This is a genomic window from Kurthia gibsonii (genome assembly GCF_006539985.1).
GTDB lineage: Bacteria > Bacillota > Bacilli > Bacillales_A > Planococcaceae > Kurthia > Kurthia gibsonii.
Map to the genome: position 1 here is coordinate 1 of NZ_BJOB01000032.1, position 22829 is coordinate 22829.

Genomic DNA, 22829 nt, shown 5'->3' on the forward strand with positions numbered 1-22829 from the left:
GGCGCATACCGTTTTTAAAAAACCATATCATACATTAAAAGATTAAATGTGCATCTGATAATTAGAGAGAGCTGCTAATTGTTAGGTGTATTTTTTCATTTTTTTAAACTTTTTCCCTGTCTATTTCGTCTAGTAAGTAGGTGAATTTCCAAATAAATAATCATTGGATTCATCTATTATTGTCGAATTGGAAATCGGACTATAGATATAGATGAAAATGTATTTTTATAGAAAGTGAAAATAGAGCTAGTTAAGATGGCTTTGTATGGAAAAATAAAGCAATATCTTTTTTACCAATTATCTTAATAAAAAAAGATGGATGTTGCATAAAAAGTAGTATGAAAATAAGATAGTAGTAGAACTAAAAAAACAAAATCATTTTCTTGAAGAAAATGGTTTGAAAAAATGTAGCTAGGGTAAATATCTTATGCGGTAAAAGACGACACTAATAGTAAAAATAATTTTCCAAATTAAGACATAAAATGTTATTATTTATTTAAAGTACTTTGCACTAATGATATAAAATTTGCATATTCTTAACGAAATGTCGACAAAATACACAGAATTCGACAAAAAATGTCGAATTATTCATTGGTATATATACAGATAAGATAAAATCTGTTAAAATATATTTACACTATATACATAATGTAAAGGTAACTAAAGAGAGGTGGTTTACAATGAAAACACATGAAGATCAGTTGGAATTGTTAGTTGCACGTGTAGAAAAGCGTCTGTCTGCATTAGAAACCAATGTATCGCATATGAAAAGTAAACTTGCCGAATTAAGTGAAATGCAAGAGGATTTAACTGGAATGGTATATGAAAGATATCACCAAGCGGTTTAGCTCCATTTTAAACAGATTCGTCAATGAGCTACAGGTGATAAATAGAAAAATTCAAATAAAGAACTACCTGTAAACAGAGGAGAGATCGTGTCAGTACATGATTTCTCTTTTTTTATTTGTTCTTTCGTATAAAAGAAAGTGTTTACTGTATGTTTTTATGTAAATCGGCTAAACTAAAAAAAGTGTTACATGTAGAGAGGAAGTTGAACTATGACGACAGGTGTATATATACACATTCCATTTTGTCATCAAATTTGTAATTATTGCGATTTTAATAAAGTATTCTTTAAAAATCAGCCCGTTGATGAATATATTGAAAGTCTAGGGAAGGAGATGGCATTAGCTGTTTCAAAAAATCCGGCTGCTTACAAAAAAATTCAAACTATTTTTTTAGGTGGTGGAACACCGACAGCATTATCCGCTGAACAATTGAGGCGTTTACTCACATTAATCCATGAATATATTCCAATGGAACATATTAAAGAATTTTCAACAGAAGCAAATCCAGATGAGTTAACTATTGAAAAACTACGTGTATTAAAAGCATTTGGTATTAATCGTTTAAGTTTAGGTGTGCAGTCATTTGATATAGAACTTCTGAAAAAATTGGGTCGTACGCATGCTCCTGAGCAAGTTATTGAAACCATTCGACAAGCAAAAGAAGTGGGATTTACGAATATTAGTATTGATTTAATGTATGGTCTTCCGGGGCAAACGATGGAACAATGGCAAAATACATTGAATCAAGCTTTTGCGCTCGATTTACCACATTATTCAGCCTATTCATTAATTGTGGAGCCAAAAACAATTTTCTTCAATTTAATGAACAAAGGTAAATTACCTTTACCGGGAGAAGATTCTGAAGCAGCAATGTATGCCTTATTAATGAAAGAAATGGAGAAGAGAGGTCTTCATCAATATGAAATTAGTAACTTTGGACGTACAGGTTTTGAGTCGAAACATAACTTGATTTACTGGGATAACGATGAGTATGCAGGTTTTGGTGCAGGAGCAAGTGGTTATATAAGTAGTACGCGCTATACGAATCATGGTCCTTTAAAAAAATATATGGACTGTATCGAAGCGGGTGAATTACCTATTCATCATGAACATGATGTGACTGAAAAAGAAAAAATAGAAGAAGAATTATTTTTAGGTCTTCGTAAAACAGCAGGAATCAATAAACAACATTTTTATGAACGATACGGAAAACAAGTACATGATGTATTTGAAAAGCAAATCAATTCTTTAACTGAAGCAGGTCTTTTAATAGAAGATGAACAAGCGATTTACTTGTCACATCAAGGGAAATTCGTAGGGAATGAAGTGTTCCAAGAATTTTTAATAGATTAAGTGCTTTTCCGTTGACATAAAAAAAGAGTTTTGATAAATTAAGTATAGTGTTAGCACTCGATATGAGTGAGTGCTAAAATGAGGTGATGATCATGCTAACCAATCGACAGTTGCAAATTCTTAAAGTAATCGTCGATGATTTCATTTCGTCTGGTCAGCCGGTTGGTTCACGTCAAATTTCGAAACGTGAAGAAATATCATTTAGTTCTTCTACAATTCGAAACGAGATGGCTGATTTGGAGGAGTTAGGGTATTTAGAAAAGACCCATACTTCATCAGGTCGTATTCCATCGGAAAAAGGTTATAGATTCTACGTGGATCATTTGTTAAAACCTCAGGTTATTACGAACCATGATATGAAGGTGTTGCGCTCTGTTTTTTCAGAGAATGCCTATGAAACGGAACAAGTGATTCGTAAATCAGCCACTATTCTATCTGACCTAACAAATTATACTTCGATTATTTTAGGACCAGATGTACAGTTGCACAAAGTGAAGCGATTCTCAATTGTTCCGCTTAGTGCAAAAAATGCAGTAGCGATTATTGTGACGGATAACGGTCATGTGGAAAATCGAGTTGTCGATTTACCTGAGGACCTACATCCAAGTGATTTTGAAAAAATGGTTAATATTTTGAATGAACGTTTAGTCGGTATTCCAATTGTTCAAATTCCATATTACCTAGAACGTGAAGTGTCAAATATTATTCGACAACACGTTGGGACTTATAATAGGCTTTTAAAGTCGATTTTTACGGGAATAGAACAACAGAGTGATAGTAAAATCTATTACGGTGGTAAGACGAATATGCTAAATCAACCTGAGTTTCATGATTTAGATAAGATTCGTATGCTTATGGAAATGATGGAAACCCAAAGTCAGATTCAAGCATTGTTACATCGTGATTCACCCGGAATTCAAATTCGAATTGGTTCAGAAAATGAACTGAATGCAGTAGAAGATTGTAGTATTATTACAGCAACCTACTCGACGAACGAAGAACAAGTTGGATCGATTGCTATTATCGGTCCGAAAAGAATGGATTACCAACGTGTCATTACGTTATTAGATCATATGAGCGGAGACTTATCAAAACTCATGCGTAGAGAGTGGTAATGTCATGTGTATAAAGGAGGATTTACTGTGTCACAAGAAAAAGAAGAAAAAGAACAAAAAGAACAAAAAGAAGAAAAAGAACAAGTGACAGAAGAAGTTGTGGAAGAAACAGCTGAGCAAACAACTGAAGAAGTAGAAACAGTTGAGGCTGAAGCGGAAGCAACAGAAATTGCAGAAGTAAATGAAGTAGAAGAATTAAAGAAGAAGTTACAAGATGAAGAAAATCGCTATTTACGATTGCGTGCTGATTTTGATAATTTCAAACGTCGTACGCAAACAGAGCGAGAGTCTGCAGCGAAGTATCGTTCACAAAGCCTACTAACTGATTTACTACCTGTGTTAGATAACTTTGAACGTGCGCTACAAGTAGAAGCGACAACAGAAGATGGTCAATCGATTAAAAAAGGAATCGAGATGGTTTATCGCTCTTTAGTAGAAGCGACCGCAAAAGAGGGGTTAGAAGTTATTGAAACAGTAGATCATCCATTTGATCCAAGCGTCCATCAAGCTGTGATGCAAGAACAAGACGATTCAAAAGAAGCTGGTGTTGTGTTACAAGAACTACAACGCGGGTATAAGTTGAAAGATCGCGTATTACGTCCAGCCATGGTAAAAGTGAACGAGTAATTCATTTTATTAAAAATCATATTAAGCGCATTTAGCGTTTATATATCTTAGGAGGAATTTTATTATGAGTAAAATTATTGGTATTGACTTAGGTACAACAAACTCTTGCGTAGCGGTTCTTGAAGGTGGAGAACCAGTAGTAATCCCAAACAAAGAAGGCGCGCGTACAACTCCTTCAGTAGTCGCATTTAAAAACGGCGAACGTCAAGTTGGGGAAGTAGCAAAACGTCAATCAATTACAAATCCAAATACAATTATCTCAATCAAACGTCACATGGGTGAAGATTACAAAGTGACTGTAGAAGATAAAACATATACACCACAAGAAATTTCAGCAATGATTTTAACACACTTAAAAGAATATGCTGAAGACTATCTTGGTGAAAAAGTAACAAAAGCTGTTATTACAGTTCCTGCTTACTTCAATGATGCACAACGTCAAGCAACAAAAGACGCTGGTAAAATCGCTGGTTTAGAAGTAGAGCGTATCATTAACGAACCAACAGCTGCAGCATTAGCTTACGGTTTAGAGAAAATGGATGTAGACCAAAAAGTATTAGTATTTGACCTTGGTGGTGGTACATTCGACGTATCAATTCTTGAATTAGGTGATGGTGTATTTGAAGTATTAGCAACAGCTGGTGATAACAAACTAGGTGGAGATGACTTTGACGCAGCAATCATCGACTATTTAGTAGCAGAATTCAAAAAAGAAAACGGCATTGACTTATCAAAAGATAAAATGGCTATGCAACGTTTAAAAGATGCTGCTGAAAAAGCGAAAAAAGAACTTTCAGGTGTAACAACAACACAAGTGTCACTTCCATTCATCACTGCAGGTGAAGCAGGTCCATTACACTTAGAAATGTCAATCTCACGTGCAAAATTCAACGAAATCACTGCTGATTTAGTAGAACGCACAATGATTCCAACTCGCCAAGCGTTAAAAGATGCAGGTCTTTCAGCTTCTGAAATCGATCAAGTAATCTTAGTTGGTGGTTCAACGCGTATTCCTGCAGTACAAGAAGCAGTACAAAAAGCAACAGGCAAAGAACCACACAAAGGCGTAAACCCAGATGAAGTAGTAGCAATGGGTGCAGCTGTACAAGGTGGCGTATTAACAGGTGATGTAGAAGACGTTGTATTACTAGACGTAACACCATTATCATTAGGTATTGAAACAATGGGTGGCGTATTCACGAAATTAATCGAGCGCAACACAACAATTCCAACATCTAAATCACAAACATTCTCAACAGCTGCTGATAACCAACCTGCTGTAGATATTCACGTATTACAAGGTGAGCGTCCAATGGCTGCTGATAACAAAACATTAGGCCGTTTCCAATTAACAGACATCCCAGCAGCACCACGTGGTGTTCCACAAATCGAAGTAACATTCGATATTGATAAAAATGGTATTGTAACTGTTAAAGCGAAAGACTTAGGCACAAATAAAGAACAAAACATTGTGATTCAATCTGATTCTGGTCTATCTGAAGCAGATATTGAGCGTATGGTAAAAGAAGCTGAAGAAAATGCGGAAGCGGATAGAGCACGCAAAGAAGAAGCTGATTTACGTAATGAAGCGGATCAACTTGTATTCCAAACTGATAAAACATTAGCAGACCTTGGCGAACAAGTAACAGAAGACGAGAAAAAACCAGTAGAAGAAGCAAAAGAAGAATTAGCTAAAGCAATCGAAGCTGGTGAAATTGAAGGCATTAAAGCTGCAAAAGAAAAACTAGAAGGTTTATTACAACCACTTGTAATGAAAGTTTACGAACAAGCAGCAGCGGCTCAACAAGCAGCACAAGGTGGAGAAGCTGGCGGCACTAAAGATGATGGTGTTGTAGATGCTGATTTCACTGAAGTAGACGACGATAAAAAATAATCGTTTTTATGAATGAGGAAAAGTCAAAGACCAATCGTTCCTTAGTAACGTGAACATAACATGTACATTACGTCCGTTCACAGTGGTAGCTAAAGACCGTTATAGGGCTTTGGCTTTTCTTTTTCAAAAGAGAATTACAGTTACATTCTAGGAAATAAGATGATACAATTGTATTTATGTGAAAAGAGCGGAGTTGAAAAAAAGTGGAAAAACGCGACTATTATGAAGTCTTAGGAATTGAAAAATCTGCAACAGCAGATGAAATAAAAAAAGCGTACCGTAAATTATCAAAGAAGTACCATCCAGATATTAACAAAGAGGCAGATGCAGATCAAAAATTTAAAGAGATCTCAGAAGCTTATGAAGTGCTAAGCGATCCACAAGCAAAAGCACGCTATGATCAATTTGGACATCAAGATCCAAACCAAGGCTTTGGCGGCAGTGGATTCGATGGCGGCGGTTTCGGCGGTTTCGAAGATATCTTTAGTTCATTCTTTGGTGGTGGCGGCGGCGGTCGTAGACGCGATCCAAATGCACCACGTAAGGGTGATGATTTACAATATCGTATGACAATCAGCTTTGAAGAAGCTGTGTTTGGTGCGGAAAAAGAAGTTGAAATTACACATGATGAAACATGTGAAACATGTTCAGGTTCAGGTGCGAAACCAGGTTCTTCAAAAGAAACATGTACAAACTGTCATGGTTCAGGACAAATTGAAGAAGTAGTGAATACACCATTTGGTCAAATGGTAAACCGTCGTACGTGTAATGTATGTCATGGCGAAGGTTCAATCATCAAAGAAAAATGTTCAACATGTCATGGTAAAGGTACAGTCAAACGTCGTAAAAAAATCAAAGTAACGATTCCAGCAGGTATCGATCACGGTCAACAAATTCGTGTAAGTGGACAAGGTGAAGCAGGTGTGAATGGTGGACCAGCAGGAGATCTTTACATCGTATTTAGCGTACGTCAATCAGATAAGTTCGAACGTGATGGCGATGATATTTACTACGAACTTAAAATCACATTTGCACAAGCTGCATTAGGTGACGAAATCGAAGTACCAACTGTACAAGGTAAAGTAAAAATGAAAATTCCAGCAGGTACACAATCGGGTGAGCGTTTCCGTCTGAAAGGTAAAGGGATTAAAAATGTTCAAGGTTATGGTACAGGGGACCAACATGTCATTGTTAAAGTTGTAACACCATCAAAACTGACCGAAAAACAAAAAGAATTACTACGTGAATTTGCAAGTATCTCAGGCGATATTCCAGAGGAACAAGGCAGTTCATTATTTGATAAGATTAAGAAAAAATTTAGAGACTAATATTGGAGTTGATTGTAAGTGAAATGGTCAGAATTCTCGATTCATACATCAAACGAAGCGGTGGATGCAATTTCAAACATCTTGCATGAAGCAGGTGCAAGTGGTGTAGTAATTGAAGATTCATTAGAATTAGAAAAAGTAAGAGAACAAGAATTTGGCGAAATTTATGCGCTAGATCCTGTAGATTTTCCAACAAAAGGGGTTATTATTAAAGCGTATTTACCACTTAACAGTTTCTTAGGAGAAACGGTTGAAGAAATTAAACTTGCAATCAACAACCTCGCTTCGTTTGATATTGATTTAGGTGAAAATAAAGTCTCAACATGTGAAGTAGATGAACAAGACTGGTCTACTTCTTGGAAAGAATATTATCATCCTGTCAAAATTTCAAATCGCTTTACAATTGTTCCAACATGGGAAGATTATCAACCTGTTGAAAGTGATGAATTAATTATTGAATTAGATCCAGGTATGGCATTTGGAACAGGTACACATCCAACGACAGTTATGAGTTTACAAGCGCTTGAGAAGCATGTAAATGATGCGGTGAATGTTATTGATGTTGGTACAGGCTCAGGTGTTTTAGCGATTGGTGCAGCTTTATTAGGCGCAAAACATGTACATGCACTAGATTTAGATGAAGTAGCTGTACGTTCTGCAATTGAAAATGTAGAACTAAACCATGTATCAAGTCAAATTGATGTGGTACAAGGTGATTTACTGGATACAGTGAAAGAACCCGCTGAAGTCGTTGTAGCGAATATTTTAGCTGAAATCATCTTAACGTTCGTAGAAGATGCCTACACAATTGTAAAACCAGGTGGAATTTACATTACATCGGGTATTATTGAAGGACGTAAAGAAGATGTGAAGCAAGCTCTAATTGAAGCCGGATTTGAAATTGATGAAGTCATGATGATGGAAGATTGGGTAACCATCGTTTCAAGAAAGCCAGTCTAAGAGGTGTAAATATGCAAAGATACTTTGTAGAAGATGTATTCGAAGAAAATCAAATCACGTTATCAGGTGAGGATGCGAAACATATTACAAAGGTTATGCGTATGCAAGTGGGCGACGAGATTATCGTCGTCCATTCGCATGTAGCCGACCAATGTAAAATTGTAAAACTTGGCGATCAAACCGTAACTGTTGAAAAAATCGGATATCAAATTCCATCAAAAGAATTACCGATTCACGTGACAATCGCTTGTGGTCTACCTAAAGGAGACAAACTTGATTTAATCGTTCAAAAAGCAACGGAACTAGGTATGACAAAGCTTATTCCTTTTGAAGCTGCGCGTTCGATTGTGAAGTGGGATCATAAAAAAGGCGAGAAAAAGCAACAACGCTTGCAAAAAATTGCCAAAGAAGCAGCAGAACAATCGCATCGCTCTGTTGTACCGACAATTGAAGCACCTCTTTCTTTTAAACAGTTACTTGCACTTGCATCTACATATGATGCGGTTCTTTTAGCAGATGAAGAACATGCAAAGAGTGAACAAAGAACGTCTTTAAAAGAGCGTTTAAAGAGTTTACAAGGGCTTCAAAATGTTTGTGTAGTATTTGGTCCAGAAGGTGGTATTGCGCGTGAAGAAGCAGCAGCGCTTGTAGAGGCAGGTGCTCATACCATTGCGCTGGGTCCACGTATTTTACGAGCCGAGACAGCACCTTTTTATATTTTATCTGCTATTTCATATGAATTTGAATAATGACGAAAGGGTCGCACGATGAAGTGTGACTCTTTTTTGTGCGAAAACACAAAAATTTGACATATATAATGATTATATGTGCTACTTTATTTTTAGGTAAGAAAAAATTATATACAAAAATAGCGATTCGTTCTGATGATGCAAGACAATTACAAGAAATAATTGAACAAAGAATGAATGGCGTGAATCAGTCACGTTAGTAGATTGAATAGCGAGAGTATGGTATCATAATGCCTATCGGTATTTTTTAGTGGATGTAATGAAAGGATGAAATAAAATGAGCAATAGTCTTTCAAAATCCGTAGCTTTCCATACATTAGGATGCAAAGTCAATCACTATGAAACAGAAGCTATTTGGCAATTATTTAAAGACGAAGGTTATGAAAGAAAAGATTTCGACCATCAAGCAGATGTATATGTTATTAATACATGTACCGTAACGAATACAGGCGATAAAAAGTCACGTCAAGTAATTCGTCGTGCGGTACGTCAAAATCCAGATGCAGTGATTTGTGTAACAGGTTGTTATGCACAAACATCACCAGCAGAAATTATGGCAATTCCAGGTGTTGATATTGTCGTAGGTACACAGGATCGTTCAAAAATGCTTGGTTATATTGAGCAATATCGTGCAGAGCGTAAACCAATTAATGCAGTACGTAATATTATGAAAAATCGTGTATATGAGGAATTAGATGTGCCTTATTTTACAGACCGTACACGTGCTTCTTTAAAAATTCAAGAGGGTTGTAATAACTTCTGTACGTTTTGTATTATTCCATGGGCGCGTGGGTTGATGCGTTCACGTGATCCGAAAGAAGTCATCAATCAAGCGCAACAATTAGTCGATGCAGGGTATTTAGAGATTGTGTTAACAGGTATTCATACAGGGGGTTATGGTCAAGATTTAAAAGATTATAACTTAGCGCAGTTATTACGTGATTTAGAAGCACAGGTGAAAGGCTTGCGTCGCCTGCGTATTTCATCAATTGAAGCGTCTCAATTAACAGATGAAGTATTACAAGTATTAAAAGAATCAAAAGTCATTGTGAATCACTTACACATTCCAATTCAATCTGGTTCAGATACGGTTCTAAAAAGAATGCGTCGTAAATATACGATGGAATTTTTCGGTGAACGCTTAGATCGTTTGAAAGAGGTATTACCTGATTTAGCGATTACTTCAGATGTAATCGTAGGTTTCCCTGGTGAAACAGAAGAAGAATTTATGGAAACATATAATTTCATTGCTAAACATCAATTTGCGGAGTTACACGTATTCCCGTTTTCAAAACGTACAGGAACACCTGCAGCACGTATGGAAGACCAAGTGGAGGAAGAAGTGAAAAATGAACGTGTACATCGCTTATTAACACTAAATGATCAATTAGCAAAAGAATATGCTTCTCGTTTTGATGGAGAGTTACTAGAAGTGATTCCAGAAGATATCACATCAGAAGGTGAGCATGCAGGGATGCTTGTTGGGCATACAGCGAACTATTTAAAAGTTGTGTTTGAAGGTACGCCAGATATGATTGGTAAAATGGTTCGTGTGAAAGTTACAAAACCAGGATATCCAAAGACAGAAGCACAATTTGTACGCATTTTAGAAGAAGTCGAAATTTAACGAAAAAACTATCTCTTTTAAAAGAGATGGTTTTTTTTACGTAATTGAGGTATAAAATAGAAGATGTACTTTTAAAAGGAGGAGTTTATAGTTGGATATTTTGAGCAATTGGATTGATCAGTTAAATGGATATTTGTATTCATATATACTCATCGTTCTACTATTATTTACAGGGATTTTCTTCACAGTTAAATCAAAAGGGGTTCAATTTAGATTATTCCCTGAAATGTTTCGAGTATTAACAGATAAAGCAACAATCAGTGGTGGTAAAAAAGGTATTTCTTCATTCCAAGCATTCACGATTTCAGCTGCATCTCGTATTGGTACGGGGAATATTGCGGGTGTTGCGACAGCGATTGCAATCGGTGGTCCTGGTGCAGTATTTTGGATGTGGGTAATGGCATTAATCGGCGCCGGCTCATCATTCGTAGAAAGTACACTTGCGCAATTATACAAAGTAAAAGATGGTCATACGTTTCGTGGTGGTCCAGCCTATTACATTGAAAAGGGCTTAAAGAAACGTTGGTTAGGAATTATGTTTGCGATTGCGATTACGTTTTGTTATGGTTTTGTATTTAATGCAGTGCAAACGAATACAATTGCTGCTTCTTTCTCAACAAGTTTTGGAATTGATAAAGTATGGGTGGGTGTATTCGTAGCCGTTCTAACAGCAATCATTATTTTTGGTGGTGTACAACGTATTGCGAATGTAACACAAGTGATTGTGCCAATTATGGCAATTGCTTATATTCTAGTTGCACTTGTGGTTGTTGTGTTAAATATTACAGAAATTCCGAGTTTAATTACGTTAATTGTAAGTGATGCATTCTCATTACAATCAGGTATTGGTGGTTTAATTGGTGGAGCAATCATGCAAGGATTCAAGCGTGGTTTATTCTCGAATGAAGCCGGTCTTGGTTCTGCACCGAACGCAGCTGCTACAGCGAGTGTATCGCATCCTGTAAAACAAGGTTTAATTCAAACATTAGGTGTATTTGTTGATACGATTTTAGTATGTACAGCAACAGCAGTTATCGTACTATTAAGCGATGTTTACAAAACAGCTGGTGAAGATTCTCGAATTGATATTACACAACAATCTCTTGTAAATCAGCTTGGTGATTGGGTAGGTATTTTCTTAACGATTGCAATCTTCTTCTTTGCATTTAGTTCTGTAATTGGAAATTACTATTACGGTGAAACGAATTTAGAATTTATTAAAAACTCTAAAAAAATGATTTTCATTTACCGAATTGCAGTAATTGGTTTCTTAATTTTCGGAGCATATGCAAAAGTTGCACTTGTTTGGAATTTGGCAGACCTATTCATGGCGATTATGGCACTTATTAACTTGACTGCGATTTTATTACTTTATAAAGTAGCTTTCCGACTATTAAGTCACTATACTGCTCAACGAAAAAAAGGCGAAGATCCTGTATTTTATGCATCAGATATGCCTGACTTAGATGAAATTGAAAGTTGGGAAAAGCCGAAAGAAAAAGAATAGTTTTTACTTTACCTCTTAATATTATATCGTTAAAATAATCGGTGATTGTAATATTAGGAGGAGTTAATTATGGGTCGCGTAGAAAATAAAGTAGCATTAGTAACAGGAGCAGCATCAGGTATTGGTCTAGCTTCTGCTCAATTATTAGCAAAAGAAGGCGCTAAAGTAGTTTTAGCAGACTTCAACGTTGAAGGTGCAAAAGAAGCAGCAGCAGAATTAAAAGCACAAGGTTTTGAAGCAGAAGGTGTATTTTTAAATGCACTTGAAGAACAATCAATTAAAGATGCTGTTGACTATACAGTAGACACTTACGGTAAACTAGATATTCTTTACAATAATGTAGGTGGCACAAACTTACACAAAGACTTAGATGTTGTAAACTTAGATCTTGCTGAGTGGGATCGTTTAATGGACTTAAACTTAAAATCAGTGCTTTTAGGTTCTCGTTTCGCTATTCCACACATGCAAAAAGTTGGTGGCGGCTCAATTATTAACACAGCTTCAATGGCTGCGTTCGCTTCAGATGCAATCCGTTCAGCATACGGAACTTCAAAAGCTGGCGTTGTTCACTTAACAAAATATATTGCAAAACAATACGGTAAAGATAATATCCGTTGTAACGCAATCGCTCCGGGACTAATTTTAACTCCAGCAGCAAAAAATAGCTTACCACAAGAAATGCTTGATATTTTCACAAAATACAATGCATTACCTTACAATGGTGAAGCAAATGATATCGGTTATGGTGTTGTGTACCTGGCGTCAGATGAATCTAAATTCATGACAGGTCAAACATTAGAAATCGAGGGTGGACACTACCAAGCGAACCCAACAACTGCAGATTTAGCAAAATTCACTAAATAATATGTAGTATTGTAAAAAGTACTTCTAGATTAAAACATCTAGGAGTGCTTTTTTCATGTGAAAATATAAACTGTACATGAAATTTTAGTCTAAAAAGGCTATACTAAGAATATCTCAACAAAAAGGATGTGTTGTATTGAGATATTTAAGGATGTTCATTGTGGCAATTGCACTCGTTATACCGCTCATTTTTTTGTTTTTTGGACAAACGTATTTAAAGAAGCATATGGCAGCTTTACAATACATACCGCCTAAATCAACAATTGTAGAAGAAAAAGAAGTTGTGCAAAAAGTGCAACCGAAAAAACAAGTAGTTGTGAAAAAGCCAATGGAACAGCCCGTACAAGTAAAAGAAAAAGAGAAAAAAATAATTGTTATTGATCCAGGGCATCAACGTTATCGAGATCAGCGTTTAGAGCCAATTGGACCAGATTCACATACATGGAAGCCTAAAATGCCTGCAAGTGCATATGGCGTATCTACAGGGCAAGCAGAGTATGCATTGACACTACAAGTAGCAAACCGTATTAAAGAGCGATTAGATGCTTCAAAATATGAAGTCAAATTAACGCGTACAGAACATGTCATTGCCAAGTCGACAAAAGAACGTGCAGAATTTGCAAATAAACAAAATGCAGATCTTTATATTCAACTACATGCAGATGGTGCAAAGGATGCAAATGGGCGTGGTATGTACATTATAATGGCGCATGAAAACAATCGTTATACGAAAAAGTTGATGGAAGCGAACCGTAAAGTCAGTCAAGTGCTTTTACAAGAAATAAAATCGGCAAAACTGGATACTCATAAAAAAGGTTTATTATATGCTGATCAAATGACAGCACTTAATTGGCCCAATATGCCATCTGTAATCGTAGAGTTAGGCTATTTAAATGATCGTCAAGATGACGAAAGACTAGCAAAAACAGCTTATCAAAATCGTATAGCAGAAGCTTTAGCTAGAGGAATTGAAAAAGCGGTAGAGAAGTAGAACGTGCGCATGCGTTCTACTATTTTTTTGTGTAAAACTGGGCTTTTCATTGAATTCATGCTATGCTAATAAAGAGGTACGTACAACTTAAAAAAGGAGCTATTTTATGACAACAAATATCGCATCACTTATTGATCACACATTATTAAAACCAGAGGCGACAGCGGCACAAGTAAAAGAGTTATGCAAAGAAGCGAGAACCTATGACTTTGCATCTGTGTGTGTTAATCCATATTTTGTAAAATTAGCAGCTGAAGAATTACAAGGAGCAAAATCAAAAGTATGTACAGTAATTGGTTTCCCATTGGGTGCATCAACAGCTAAGACAAAAGCTTTTGAAACAAAAGATGCTATTGCGAATGGTGCAGATGAAATTGATATGGTTTTAAATATCGGTGCATTAAAAGCGGGACAATATGATGTTGTGTTAGAAGACATGAAAGCTGTACGTGAAGCAGCGGGTGAAAAACTTGTAAAAGTTATTTTAGAAACATGTTTATTAACAGACGAAGAAAAAGAAAAAGCATGTGAATTAGCAGTAGAAGCAAAATTAGACTTTGTAAAGACGTCTACAGGCTTTTCAACAAGCGGTGCAACAGCTGAAGATGTTGCACTTATGCGACGTATTGTAGGCGCTGAATTAGGCGTAAAAGCTTCAGGAGGCGTTCGTAGCTTAGAAGACGTTGAAAAAATGGTAGCAGCAGGTGCAAATCGCATCGGTGCAAGCTCAGGTGTAAAGATTATGAATGGTTTATCATCAGATTCTGAATATTAATGTAACACAATGCTTGACCATTATACGTATATAGGATATAATCTTGTAGTAAACAACGATATGTTATTCATATTGGTTGTGCTTTGACGTGTGTCGGAGGGAGGGAAAGAGAGATGTCAAAAACTGTCGTTAGAAAAAACGAATCGCTTGAAGATGCTCTTCGCCGCTTCAAACGTACTGTTTCTAAAAGTGGTACAATTCAAGAGGTAAGAAAACGCGAATTTTATGAAAAACCTAGCGTAAAACGCAAAAAGAAATCAGAAGCTGCACGAAAACGTAAGTGGTAATTTAATTCCTAGACAATCCCTACGTTCAAAACACGCACTATCATGATTTATTTAACTTGCAAATGAATGAAAGCCTGAAAATCCTTGAGATTTTCAGGCTTTTTTAATGCGTATCAAATAAAAAAGTGGTAGTACATTTGAATTATTTTTATAAAAATATTTTTTTCGTAAAATGAAAAGCACATTATCTTTTTTTGAGAAAAGCTGAAAGAATGAGGTTTTATGCATAGAAAACTAGCATTTAAAATAAAAAAACAACAGTGAATAGCAAAAAAAATTTGCAGTGCAAAGAAATTTTCCGTATTGCCATTTTGTATAAGATAAGATAATTTAGTCTTAACGAACTTTTTGTGAACATTTTAAAAATATAGAAAATGTATAAAAAGAAATTTCAGAAAAATTTTTATACTTATAAGAAATCGTTTACAAACAGTAAATTTAGTTTTTTTCAACTAGGGGGAGACAGGATGGGGAAACAAAATGAATTACAACGTTCGATTAAAAGTCGACACATGTTCATGATTTCACTTGGGGGTGTAATCGGAACAGGCTTTTTCTTAAGTACGGGGAATATTATGCATAACGCTGGCCCTTTTGGTACGCTTTTAGCATATGCTGTTGGTGGTTTAACAATGTTTTTAGTAATGCTATGTTTAGGAGAGTTAGCAGTATATAATCCGACTTCTGGATCATTCCATGAGTATGCGACACGTTATATTAGCCCAGGAGTTGGTTTTTCAGTTGGTATTATTTATTGGTTAAACTGGGTAGTAACAGTTGGATCTGAATTTACAGCTGTTGGATTATTGATGCAAAGATGGTTCCCAGAATCGCCTGTGTGGGTATGGAGCGTTATTTTTGGGGTAACAATATTTGTCTTTAATGCTTTATCAGTAAAGTTTTTTGCTGAGTCAGAATTTTGGTTTGCTGGATTAAAAATAATTATTGTTATTATATTTATCTTTTTAGGTGCTGCAGCAATTTTTGGCATTGTACCAGTTACTGGACATGAGCATGCACCATTATTATCGAATTTCACAGGTGAAGGTGGATTACTGCCAAATGGTTTTGCACCTATCTTAATTGCGATGGTATCAATTAGTTTTGCGTTTTCAGGAACAGAGTTAATCGGGATTACAGCAGGGGAAAGTGAAAACCCATCTCGTGATATTCCACGTTCGATTAAAAACATCGTATGGCGTACATTATTCTTCTTCATTGGTGCAATGATTGTTTTAGGTGCATTATTACCTTGGGAAGATTCAAGTGTATCGCAAAGTCCTTTCGTTACAGTATTTGACATGTTAGGTATTCCGTACGCAGCAGATATTATGAACTTCGTCATTATTACAGCATTATTATCTGTAGCAAATTCAGGTTTATATGCTTCGACACGTATGCTTTGGTCATTATCAAAAGAAAAAATGGTGCCAAAAGCACTTGGTACAATTAATAAACGTGGTGTTCCAATGAACGCGCTCATTGTTTGTATGTTAATCTCTTGTTTATCACTATTATCAAGTATTATTGCGCCGACAACAGTTTATGTGATGTTAGTTGCTGTAGCAGGATTCGGTGTAGTGGTTGGTTGGATGGGAATTGTGGTTTCACAATTTATGTTCAGAAGACAATACTTGAAAGAAGGCGGGAAATTAGAGGATTTAAAATTCCGTGTAAAATTATATCCACTTGTACCGATTCTAGCATTTTTACTTTGTTTAGGTGCAACACTTGGTCTATTATTAGATCCTGAACAACGTTCTGTTTTATACTTTGGTGTCCCAGCGATGATTGCATGTTATTTCTGGTATCATATTCAGAAAAAAATAGCGGATAAGCGTGAGGCGCGATTAAGTGAAACAGTAGAAGAAAAATAATACGCATTAAATAAGAAAAAACTCGTATGGATTGACAAATAAATCATGCGAGTTTTTTGTTGTCTAAATTCGTTAGCACAAAGCAAATAAAGGGAATAAAACCAAATGATAGAAATAATCCGAAAAATAAAAAAACTTCTTACAGTTGTATGTAAGAAGTTTCACAATCAATCCATAGATTGTTTTTTACCGAGCTCGATTCCTTTTAAGATGTACCAGATAATAACACCCAACATAATAAAGGCTAAAACTGATGTAACAGGATTCGGCTGAACGAATATTTTATCTATAAAGCTCTTGAAAGCTGGTACACTGGTAATTTCAAAAAATGCAGCGATGGAAGTAATCCAAATCCCGATACCGAGGAAAAAGATCCAATTTTTTCTCATTTATAATACGCCACCTTTATAAAATTGATATATTTATTTTACACCCATAAACTTACTTTGCCAATCATTATGATTAAAATAACATAATTGTAACATTCGTTATAAAGGAAAATAGTTTTAAAGGAAAAAATTTGTGAAATATGTTTCAATATAAAGTAGTGGGAGGTGAAGCCAAATGATTCAATTTTTGAGTTGGTTTATCCAATTTACGCTTGTGGGAATTTTAATTTATTTCTTTACAGGCAGATTAATCGGGACGCGTTTAAGTATTTTCAAGCGCTTATTTGCAGTTGGTTTAAGTGTAACGATTACGTCGGTTATTTATTGGTATATGTTTATCCAACACCGTAAAGATTACTATACTCCAATTGAAGATGAGTCGATGTTTTTTAGTACACTCATATGGTTTGCGAGTTTATTATTGATTACGATGTTGTTGCATCTTGTTTTAGAATTATTTGAGCCAGTTCATATTAGTAGTGCTGAGCAAGCGAAACAAAATATCTTTGCTAGAATTATGACAAGATGGCGCTTACAAAGACGTTTGACTTCAGTACTTCGAATTGCGTTTAAATATGGAATAGGTCGTGCGTTTGGTATTTGGCGCACATCAGAAGCCGAGAGAAAAAATGCACATTCGTTTCGTATGATGTTAGAAGAATGTGATGGAATCTTTATTAAATTTGGTCAGATGTTATCTACTAGAAAAGATTTATTACCAGAGGCATTTACAACGGAGTTAGCAGAGCTACAACAAAATATTAAACCAATTCCGAAAGAAGCTATATCCATGCGTATGCAATCTGTATTAGGTGAAGATTGGGAGAAAACTTTCGATCGATTTGATTTTGAGCCGCTCGCTTCAGGTTCAATTGGTCAGGTTCATCAAGCTACGCTGAGCGGAACATATGAAAAAGTAGTTGTTAAGATATTACGTCCAGATATTGCAGATTTGCTACAAAGAGATTTAGATTTATTAATTAGTTTTGCGCACTGGCTTACAGAGGAATCGCAGTGGGCTGAGAATTTAAATTTTGCAGAACTTGCGCAAAATTTTGCAAAAGGAATGCGAGAAGAAATTGATTTTTGTATAGAGCTTAAAAATATGGAGCAAATTACGAATTCTACTTTAGATAGTAAGTATCCTGTTGTCATTCCTAAGGTGTATAGCCATATGAGTAATTCTTCAGTGCTAGTAATGGAATATATTGATGGTGTGAAAATTACAGAAGCAGACGAAACATTATATCGTAATGGCGTAACGAAAGAAGAGGCGCTTACACAATTATTCGGAAGTTTTTTATCTCAAGTTATGAAGGCAGGAATTTTTCATGGGGATCCTCATCCTGGAAATGTCCATATCGTAAAAAATACAGGACAAGTTGCGCTTTTAGATTTTGGGGCTGTTGGACGTATTAGTAAAGGGCAACAGCAAGGAATCAAAACATTATTTTTAGGTTATCATCGTGGTAATGCAAGAATTGTTGTCGATTCATTAAAACATCTTGTGGAAAATGACGAACATGCAAAAGATCCAGGTTTTGAACAATCTGTAAGTCAGCTACTTGTTGAAATGGCTTATTTAGATCATATTTCGACGAGTCAAGTCGTACAATCTCTCTTCAAAATTATTCAAAAACATCACATGAAACTTTTTCCAATGGTAGGTATTGCACTAAGAGCACTTGTAACATTAGAAGGAACAATTCAGAGTGTTTCAAAAGACTTCGATGCCTTTAAAGAAGCAAGTGATTTTGCAAAAGATACAGCTAAAATACATGAGCCAATTGAAAAAGTAAAGTCACTCAAACAACTAGCACAAGAAGAGATCTTCCTTGCGTGGCCAGTTATTAAAGAAATACCATATCGTGTCGATCAGATTGCACGAACAATTGAAAAAGGTGAAGTGAAGGTGAAGATGGACTTCACCTCAAGTGAAACAAACAAAGCTTTTTTAGTAAAATGGTTGTCACAGTTTTTGTTACTACTTGTCGCGATTACATTCGGTGTTTTATCAGTTGGTATTTTAGCAGTAGCACAAATTATTCAAAATAGTTATGTCGTTTATTTGAATACAGCAGCTTATTTAGGTCTTTTTTTAAGTTTGCTTCTACTCGTGAGATTAGCGCTTCAAGTTATTCGGGATTCTAAAAGAAATATTTGAAAAATAAATTTTATGAAACCATTTTCATATTTATTCGTAAATACCATTATAAAGACACGAACCCTATAAGATTGGAGGTGCCTGTATTATGGGAGAAATAATACAATTTCTAACGAATCCATATGTTGTACTCGTCATGTTGCCCATCATTAGTTTGTTATTTGTCAGTGCTTTATTTTCATCTGGAGTGAATATAAGTGGTATAATTGCTGTAACACTCGTGTTGACTTTTTTTATCGGACATATAATAGCAGGGTATGCGACATTCGGTTTATTACTACTATTTGTTGCAGGGTTTATTTGTATGCTTGTCGAGTTAGTGGTTCCTGGTATGATTATAGGTATTACAGGTCTTGTGTTGATTGTTATTAGTTTCTTATATGCTGGTGCGAATTTTACGTTCATGGCATATGCTGTTGCAATCGCACTAATCCTCGCGATTATAGGGATGGTGGTTATGATGAAATTCTTTGGAAAGAAGCTATCTGTTCTAAATCGAATGGTATTATTCGATTCAACAGATACAGAAAGTGGATACGTGTCAAATATCAACCGTACAGAGTTATTGCAACAAACCGCTAGAACGGTTACAGCATTAAGACCGTCTGGTGTTGTGATGTATAATGGGGAACGAATTGACGTTGTATCAGAAGGTAATTTTATCGATACAGACAAAGAGGTCATCTTTGTCAAAGTAGAAGGTTCACGGATTGTTGTGCGTGAGAAAAAAGATTAAACAGGGGGTTTTAAATTATGGGAACAGCAGCGTTAACAGGTAGTGCCATTAGCATGATTATTGTCATTGTTGTAGCGGTCATTTTATTAGCAATTTTATTTACATTTGTACCCGTAGCACTATGGATTTCAGCTTTAGCAGCAGGTGTAAGAGTTAGTATTTTCACATTAATCGGTATGCGTTTAAGACGTGTTATTCCGTCACGCATCGTTAATCCTTTAATTAAAGCACATAAAGCAGGATTACAAGTGTCGATTAACCAGTTAGAGAGTCACTATTTAGCCGGTGGTAATGTAGATCGTGTTGTCAATGCATTAATTGCAGCACACCGTGCAAACATTGAATTAACATTTGAACGCTGTGCGGCAATCGATCTTGCAGGTCGTGATGTATTAGAAGCTGTACAGATGTCTGTTAACCCGAAAGTAATTGAAACACCATTTATCGCTGGTGTGGCAATGAACGGGATTGAAGTAAAAGCAAAAGCGCGTATTACCGTTCGTGCGAACATCGACCGTCTAGTTGGTGGTGCTGGTGAAGAAACAATCATCGCTCGTGTAGGTGAGGGGATTGTATCCACAATTGGTAGCGCGAAAAGTCATACAGAAGTGTTAGAAAATCCAGATATGATTTCACAAACCGTTCTAGCAAAAGGTTTAGATTCTGGTACAGCATTCGAAATTCTATCGATTGATATTGCGGATGTGGATGTCGGCAAAAACATTGGTGCAGAATTACAAATTGAACAAGCAGAGGCAGATAAAAATATTGCACAGGCAAAAGCAGAAGAACGCCGTGCGATGGCTGTTGCTAATGAGCAAGAGATGGTCGCAAAAGTACAAGAAATGAAAGCGAAAGTTGTGGAAGCGGAAGCAGAAGTACCACTTGCACTAGCAGAGGCGTTCAAATCTGGTAATTTAGGTGTCATGGATTATATGAATTATCAAAACATACAAGCAGATACAAGTATGCGTCAATCAATTAGTAAGATGGATCAAAACCACGCAAAAGGTGAGGAATAGGCATCTGATTTGCTAAAGGAGGATGGCATATGGAAGGTCTGGTTATATTTCTCATTATATCCGTAATCAGTGCTGTCATTGGTCGTTTAGGATCAAAAGATGAAGAGAAATCTGCAAAGAAACAAATGCCCTCTATGGGACAAGGACCAACGCAAAAAAAGACATCTACATCTAAAGCACTTGGTGATTACGCAAAGAAAGTTTCACAAGAATTAGATCGTCAATTAACAGAAAATCCAAAAAAGAAGCACGTTAAGAGAGAAAAGCGTGTTACGACACCTCGAAATGTTACGACCGATACTCTCGAATCTTCTCGCCCATTTAAAAATGCAGCGGAACGTCCGAAAGTTGTTGCTACAACAAATAAAATGGTTGTGAAAAAAAAAGTTACATCTAGTCAGTCCGTCTTACCACGTACACAACATGAGTTAGCTCAATCGATTATCGTATCAGAAATTTTGGCGCCACCTGTTTCAAAAAGAAAATAAATAAAAAAGAGACTTTGAAGTCAAAAAGACTTCAAAGTCTCTTTTTATATGTCCCGGATTCTTCACTCTTTTTTCGAGAACTTTTACGGAAAAACAATAAAACTTTTGCACGCAAACAAAGAGAGTGATAAGCTAGAAAAAAGTACAAGTGTAGACAGGTACTAGTATGTTTAGACTTGTAATGAAAGTAAAAAAATAAAAAATATGATGTACGTTAAGGAGAGCTCAAATGACAGAACAACAACCTATTCAGCTAACGTTAAAAGATCCAAATGAAGCCGTTATGTTACTTGGTATTTCAGATGCAAATTTGAAGCTAATCGAAGAGACATACGATATTCAAATGATTACAAGAGGCGACTCGATTGTCATCGTCGGCAATGACGAACAAAAGGCTGAAGCGGCTGCGCTGATCGAACAGTTATTAAAAGTGATTCGCAAAGACATTAATATCAATCAACGTGATGTAGTTTCCGCAATCGAGATGTCAAAAGCGGGGACAGTTGAATATTTCGCAGAATTATATGATGAAGTGATTGCGCGAAATACAAAAGGGAAAATTATTCGTGCAAAAACAATTGGGCAACGCAATTATATTAAAGCGATTCGTAATAAAGACCTTGTATTTGGAATTGGACCAGCTGGAACGGGTAAAACATACTTAGCGGTTGTTATGGCTGTTACAGCTTTAAAAAATAATGCGGTGAAGCGTATTATCTTAACACGACCTGCTGTTGAAGCGGGAGAAAGTCTAGGATTTTTACCAGGGGATTTAAAAGAAAAAGTAGATCCATACTTACGCCCTCTATATGATGCTTTGCATGACGTATTAGGGTTAGAGCAAACAACACGTATGATTGAGCGTGGCACGATTGAGATTGCACCTCTAGCCTATATGCGCGGACGTACATTAGATGATGCCTTTGTTATTTTAGATGAAGCGCAGAATACAACAAAAGCGCAAATGAAGATGTTTTTAACACGTCTTGGTTTTGGTTCTAAAATGGTTATAACAGGAGATAAAACACAAATCGATTTACCGAGAGGTGTGGCTTCAGGCCTTACACACGCTGAATATATCTTGCGTTCAGTGAAAGATGTATCCTTCCAAATTTTAGAAGCTGGAGATATTGTTCGACACCCACTCGTAGCGAAAATTATAACGGCATATGATGATGAAAAAAGTGAAGCATAGAACAGGAAATTCGAGAATGCGAAAAGAATTCTC

Annotated in this window: 21 protein-coding genes; 20 read left to right on the forward strand and 1 reads right to left on the reverse strand. The window is 36.0% G+C overall.

What is annotated here, in order from left to right; translation table 11 throughout:
- Window positions 1-680: 680 nt before the first annotated feature.
- The 15 genes from KGI01_RS13885 (at window position 681) to KGI01_RS09945 (ending at window position 16802) form a co-directional block, all read left to right on the forward strand.
- Entirely contained in the window at window positions 681-848 is a 168-nt protein-coding gene (locus KGI01_RS13885) for a hypothetical protein (protein WP_156422335.1), read from the forward strand.
- A 210-nt stretch (window positions 849-1058) separates the two neighbouring features.
- Complete coding sequence (gene hemW / locus KGI01_RS09880; RefSeq protein WP_141274548.1) at window positions 1059-2201, forward strand: radical SAM family heme chaperone HemW; 1143 nt, start codon at window positions 1059-1061, stop codon at window positions 2199-2201.
- A 92-nt stretch (window positions 2202-2293) separates the two neighbouring features.
- Entirely contained in the window at window positions 2294-3316 is a 1023-nt protein-coding gene (gene hrcA / locus KGI01_RS09885) for a heat-inducible transcriptional repressor HrcA (RefSeq protein ID WP_141274549.1), read from the forward strand.
- Between the two features lie 27 nt (window positions 3317-3343).
- The gene (grpE, locus tag KGI01_RS09890; RefSeq protein WP_255314772.1) at window positions 3344-3943 is read left to right on the forward strand and encodes a nucleotide exchange factor GrpE; all 600 of its coding nucleotides are present in this window, start codon (window positions 3344-3346) and stop codon (window positions 3941-3943) included.
- A gap of 64 nt (window positions 3944-4007) precedes the next feature.
- The gene (dnaK, locus tag KGI01_RS09895; protein WP_141274551.1) at window positions 4008-5837 is read left to right on the forward strand and encodes a molecular chaperone DnaK; all 1830 of its coding nucleotides are present in this window, start codon (window positions 4008-4010) and stop codon (window positions 5835-5837) included.
- Window positions 5838-6040: 203 nt separating this feature from the next.
- Window positions 6041-7165, forward strand: coding sequence for a molecular chaperone DnaJ (gene dnaJ / locus KGI01_RS09900; RefSeq protein WP_141274552.1), 1125 nt, complete (start codon window positions 6041-6043; stop codon window positions 7163-7165).
- 18 nt (window positions 7166-7183) lie between these two features.
- Complete coding sequence (gene prmA / locus KGI01_RS09905; protein ID WP_087680291.1) at window positions 7184-8125, forward strand: 50S ribosomal protein L11 methyltransferase; 942 nt, start codon at window positions 7184-7186, stop codon at window positions 8123-8125.
- Between the two features lie 11 nt (window positions 8126-8136).
- Window positions 8137-8874, forward strand: coding sequence for a 16S rRNA (uracil(1498)-N(3))-methyltransferase (locus KGI01_RS09910; protein WP_141274553.1), 738 nt, complete (start codon window positions 8137-8139; stop codon window positions 8872-8874).
- A gap of 277 nt (window positions 8875-9151) precedes the next feature.
- Window positions 9152-10501, forward strand: coding sequence for a tRNA (N(6)-L-threonylcarbamoyladenosine(37)-C(2))-methylthiotransferase MtaB (mtaB, locus tag KGI01_RS09915; protein ID WP_141274554.1), 1350 nt, complete (start codon window positions 9152-9154; stop codon window positions 10499-10501).
- Window positions 10502-10592: 91 nt separating this feature from the next.
- The gene (locus tag KGI01_RS09920) at window positions 10593-12008 is read left to right on the forward strand and encodes an alanine/glycine:cation symporter family protein (RefSeq protein ID WP_141274555.1); all 1416 of its coding nucleotides are present in this window, start codon (window positions 10593-10595) and stop codon (window positions 12006-12008) included.
- A 69-nt stretch (window positions 12009-12077) separates the two neighbouring features.
- Window positions 12078-12872: an SDR family NAD(P)-dependent oxidoreductase gene (locus KGI01_RS09925; protein WP_141274556.1), complete on the forward strand. Its 795-nt coding sequence runs from the start codon at window positions 12078-12080 to the stop codon at window positions 12870-12872.
- Window positions 12873-13008: 136 nt separating this feature from the next.
- Window positions 13009-13863, forward strand: a complete 855-nt coding sequence (locus tag KGI01_RS09930; RefSeq protein ID WP_141274557.1) for an N-acetylmuramoyl-L-alanine amidase family protein — start codon at window positions 13009-13011, stop codon at window positions 13861-13863.
- A gap of 106 nt (window positions 13864-13969) precedes the next feature.
- Window positions 13970-14638 carry a deoxyribose-phosphate aldolase gene (gene deoC, locus KGI01_RS09935; RefSeq protein WP_068452592.1) on the forward strand — a complete coding sequence of 223 codons (669 nt, stop codon included), beginning with the start codon at window positions 13970-13972 and terminating at the stop codon, window positions 14636-14638.
- 113 nt (window positions 14639-14751) lie between these two features.
- A complete protein-coding gene (gene rpsU, locus KGI01_RS09940; RefSeq protein WP_004227078.1) occupies window positions 14752-14925 on the forward strand; it encodes a 30S ribosomal protein S21 in 174 nt (57 codons plus the stop codon).
- A 467-nt stretch (window positions 14926-15392) separates the two neighbouring features.
- The gene (locus KGI01_RS09945) at window positions 15393-16802 is read left to right on the forward strand and encodes an amino acid permease (RefSeq protein WP_141274558.1); all 1410 of its coding nucleotides are present in this window, start codon (window positions 15393-15395) and stop codon (window positions 16800-16802) included.
- Between the two features lie 167 nt (window positions 16803-16969).
- Here KGI01_RS09945 and KGI01_RS09950 read toward each other — a convergent pair whose 3' ends face one another.
- Window positions 16970-17191: a hypothetical protein gene (locus KGI01_RS09950; RefSeq protein WP_141274559.1), complete on the reverse strand. Its 222-nt coding sequence runs from the start codon at window positions 17189-17191 to the stop codon at window positions 16970-16972.
- A 175-nt stretch (window positions 17192-17366) separates the two neighbouring features.
- Here KGI01_RS09950 and KGI01_RS09955 point away from each other — a divergent pair, with 175 nt between their 5' ends.
- The 5 genes from KGI01_RS09955 to KGI01_RS09975 all read left to right on the forward strand — a co-directional run bounded on the left by KGI01_RS09955 (window position 17367) and on the right by KGI01_RS09975 (window position 22796).
- Window positions 17367-19355, forward strand: a complete 1989-nt coding sequence (locus tag KGI01_RS09955) for an ABC1 kinase family protein (protein ID WP_141274560.1) — start codon at window positions 17367-17369, stop codon at window positions 19353-19355.
- An 88-nt stretch (window positions 19356-19443) separates the two neighbouring features.
- Window positions 19444-20091 (forward strand): NfeD family protein, encoded by a 648-nt coding sequence (locus KGI01_RS09960; RefSeq protein WP_141274561.1) that lies wholly within the window; start codon window positions 19444-19446, stop codon window positions 20089-20091.
- A 17-nt stretch (window positions 20092-20108) separates the two neighbouring features.
- Window positions 20109-21113 carry a flotillin-like protein FloA gene (gene floA / locus KGI01_RS09965; protein WP_141274562.1) on the forward strand — a complete coding sequence of 335 codons (1005 nt, stop codon included), beginning with the start codon at window positions 20109-20111 and terminating at the stop codon, window positions 21111-21113.
- A gap of 29 nt (window positions 21114-21142) precedes the next feature.
- The gene (locus tag KGI01_RS09970; protein WP_141274563.1) at window positions 21143-21601 is read left to right on the forward strand and encodes a YqfB family membrane protein; all 459 of its coding nucleotides are present in this window, start codon (window positions 21143-21145) and stop codon (window positions 21599-21601) included.
- 229 nt (window positions 21602-21830) lie between these two features.
- The gene (locus KGI01_RS09975; RefSeq protein WP_068452612.1) at window positions 21831-22796 is read left to right on the forward strand and encodes a PhoH family protein; all 966 of its coding nucleotides are present in this window, start codon (window positions 21831-21833) and stop codon (window positions 22794-22796) included.
- Window positions 22797-22829 lie beyond the last annotated feature (33 nt).

Bases quoted from the DNA above. Each gene is read 5' to 3' on its own strand.
- KGI01_RS13885 (WP_156422335.1), top strand. From the start codon at position 681: ATGAAAACACATGAAGATCAGTTGGAATTGTTAGTTGCACGTGTAGAA.
- hemW (WP_141274548.1), top strand. From the start codon at position 1,059: ATGACGACAGGTGTATATATACACATTCCATTTTGTCATCAAATTTGT.
- hrcA (WP_141274549.1), top strand. From the start codon at position 2,294: ATGCTAACCAATCGACAGTTGCAAATTCTTAAAGTAATCGTCGATGAT.
- dnaK (WP_141274551.1), top strand. From the start codon at position 4,008: ATGAGTAAAATTATTGGTATTGACTTAGGTACAACAAACTCTTGCGTA.
- KGI01_RS09910 (WP_141274553.1), top strand. From the start codon at position 8,137: ATGCAAAGATACTTTGTAGAAGATGTATTCGAAGAAAATCAAATCACG.
- mtaB (WP_141274554.1), top strand. From the start codon at position 9,152: ATGAGCAATAGTCTTTCAAAATCCGTAGCTTTCCATACATTAGGATGC.
- KGI01_RS09925 (WP_141274556.1), top strand. From the start codon at position 12,078: ATGGGTCGCGTAGAAAATAAAGTAGCATTAGTAACAGGAGCAGCATCA.
- deoC (WP_068452592.1), top strand. From the start codon at position 13,970: ATGACAACAAATATCGCATCACTTATTGATCACACATTATTAAAACCA.
- rpsU (WP_004227078.1), top strand. From the start codon at position 14,752: ATGTCAAAAACTGTCGTTAGAAAAAACGAATCGCTTGAAGATGCTCTT.
- KGI01_RS09945 (WP_141274558.1), top strand. From the start codon at position 15,393: ATGGGGAAACAAAATGAATTACAACGTTCGATTAAAAGTCGACACATG.
- KGI01_RS09950 (WP_141274559.1), bottom strand. From the start codon at position 17,191: ATGAGAAAAAATTGGATCTTTTTCCTCGGTATCGGGATTTGGATTACT.
- KGI01_RS09955 (WP_141274560.1), top strand. From the start codon at position 17,367: ATGATTCAATTTTTGAGTTGGTTTATCCAATTTACGCTTGTGGGAATT.
- KGI01_RS09960 (WP_141274561.1), top strand. From the start codon at position 19,444: ATGGGAGAAATAATACAATTTCTAACGAATCCATATGTTGTACTCGTC.
- floA (WP_141274562.1), top strand. From the start codon at position 20,109: ATGGGAACAGCAGCGTTAACAGGTAGTGCCATTAGCATGATTATTGTC.
- KGI01_RS09970 (WP_141274563.1), top strand. From the start codon at position 21,143: ATGGAAGGTCTGGTTATATTTCTCATTATATCCGTAATCAGTGCTGTC.
- KGI01_RS09975 (WP_068452612.1), top strand. From the start codon at position 21,831: ATGACAGAACAACAACCTATTCAGCTAACGTTAAAAGATCCAAATGAA.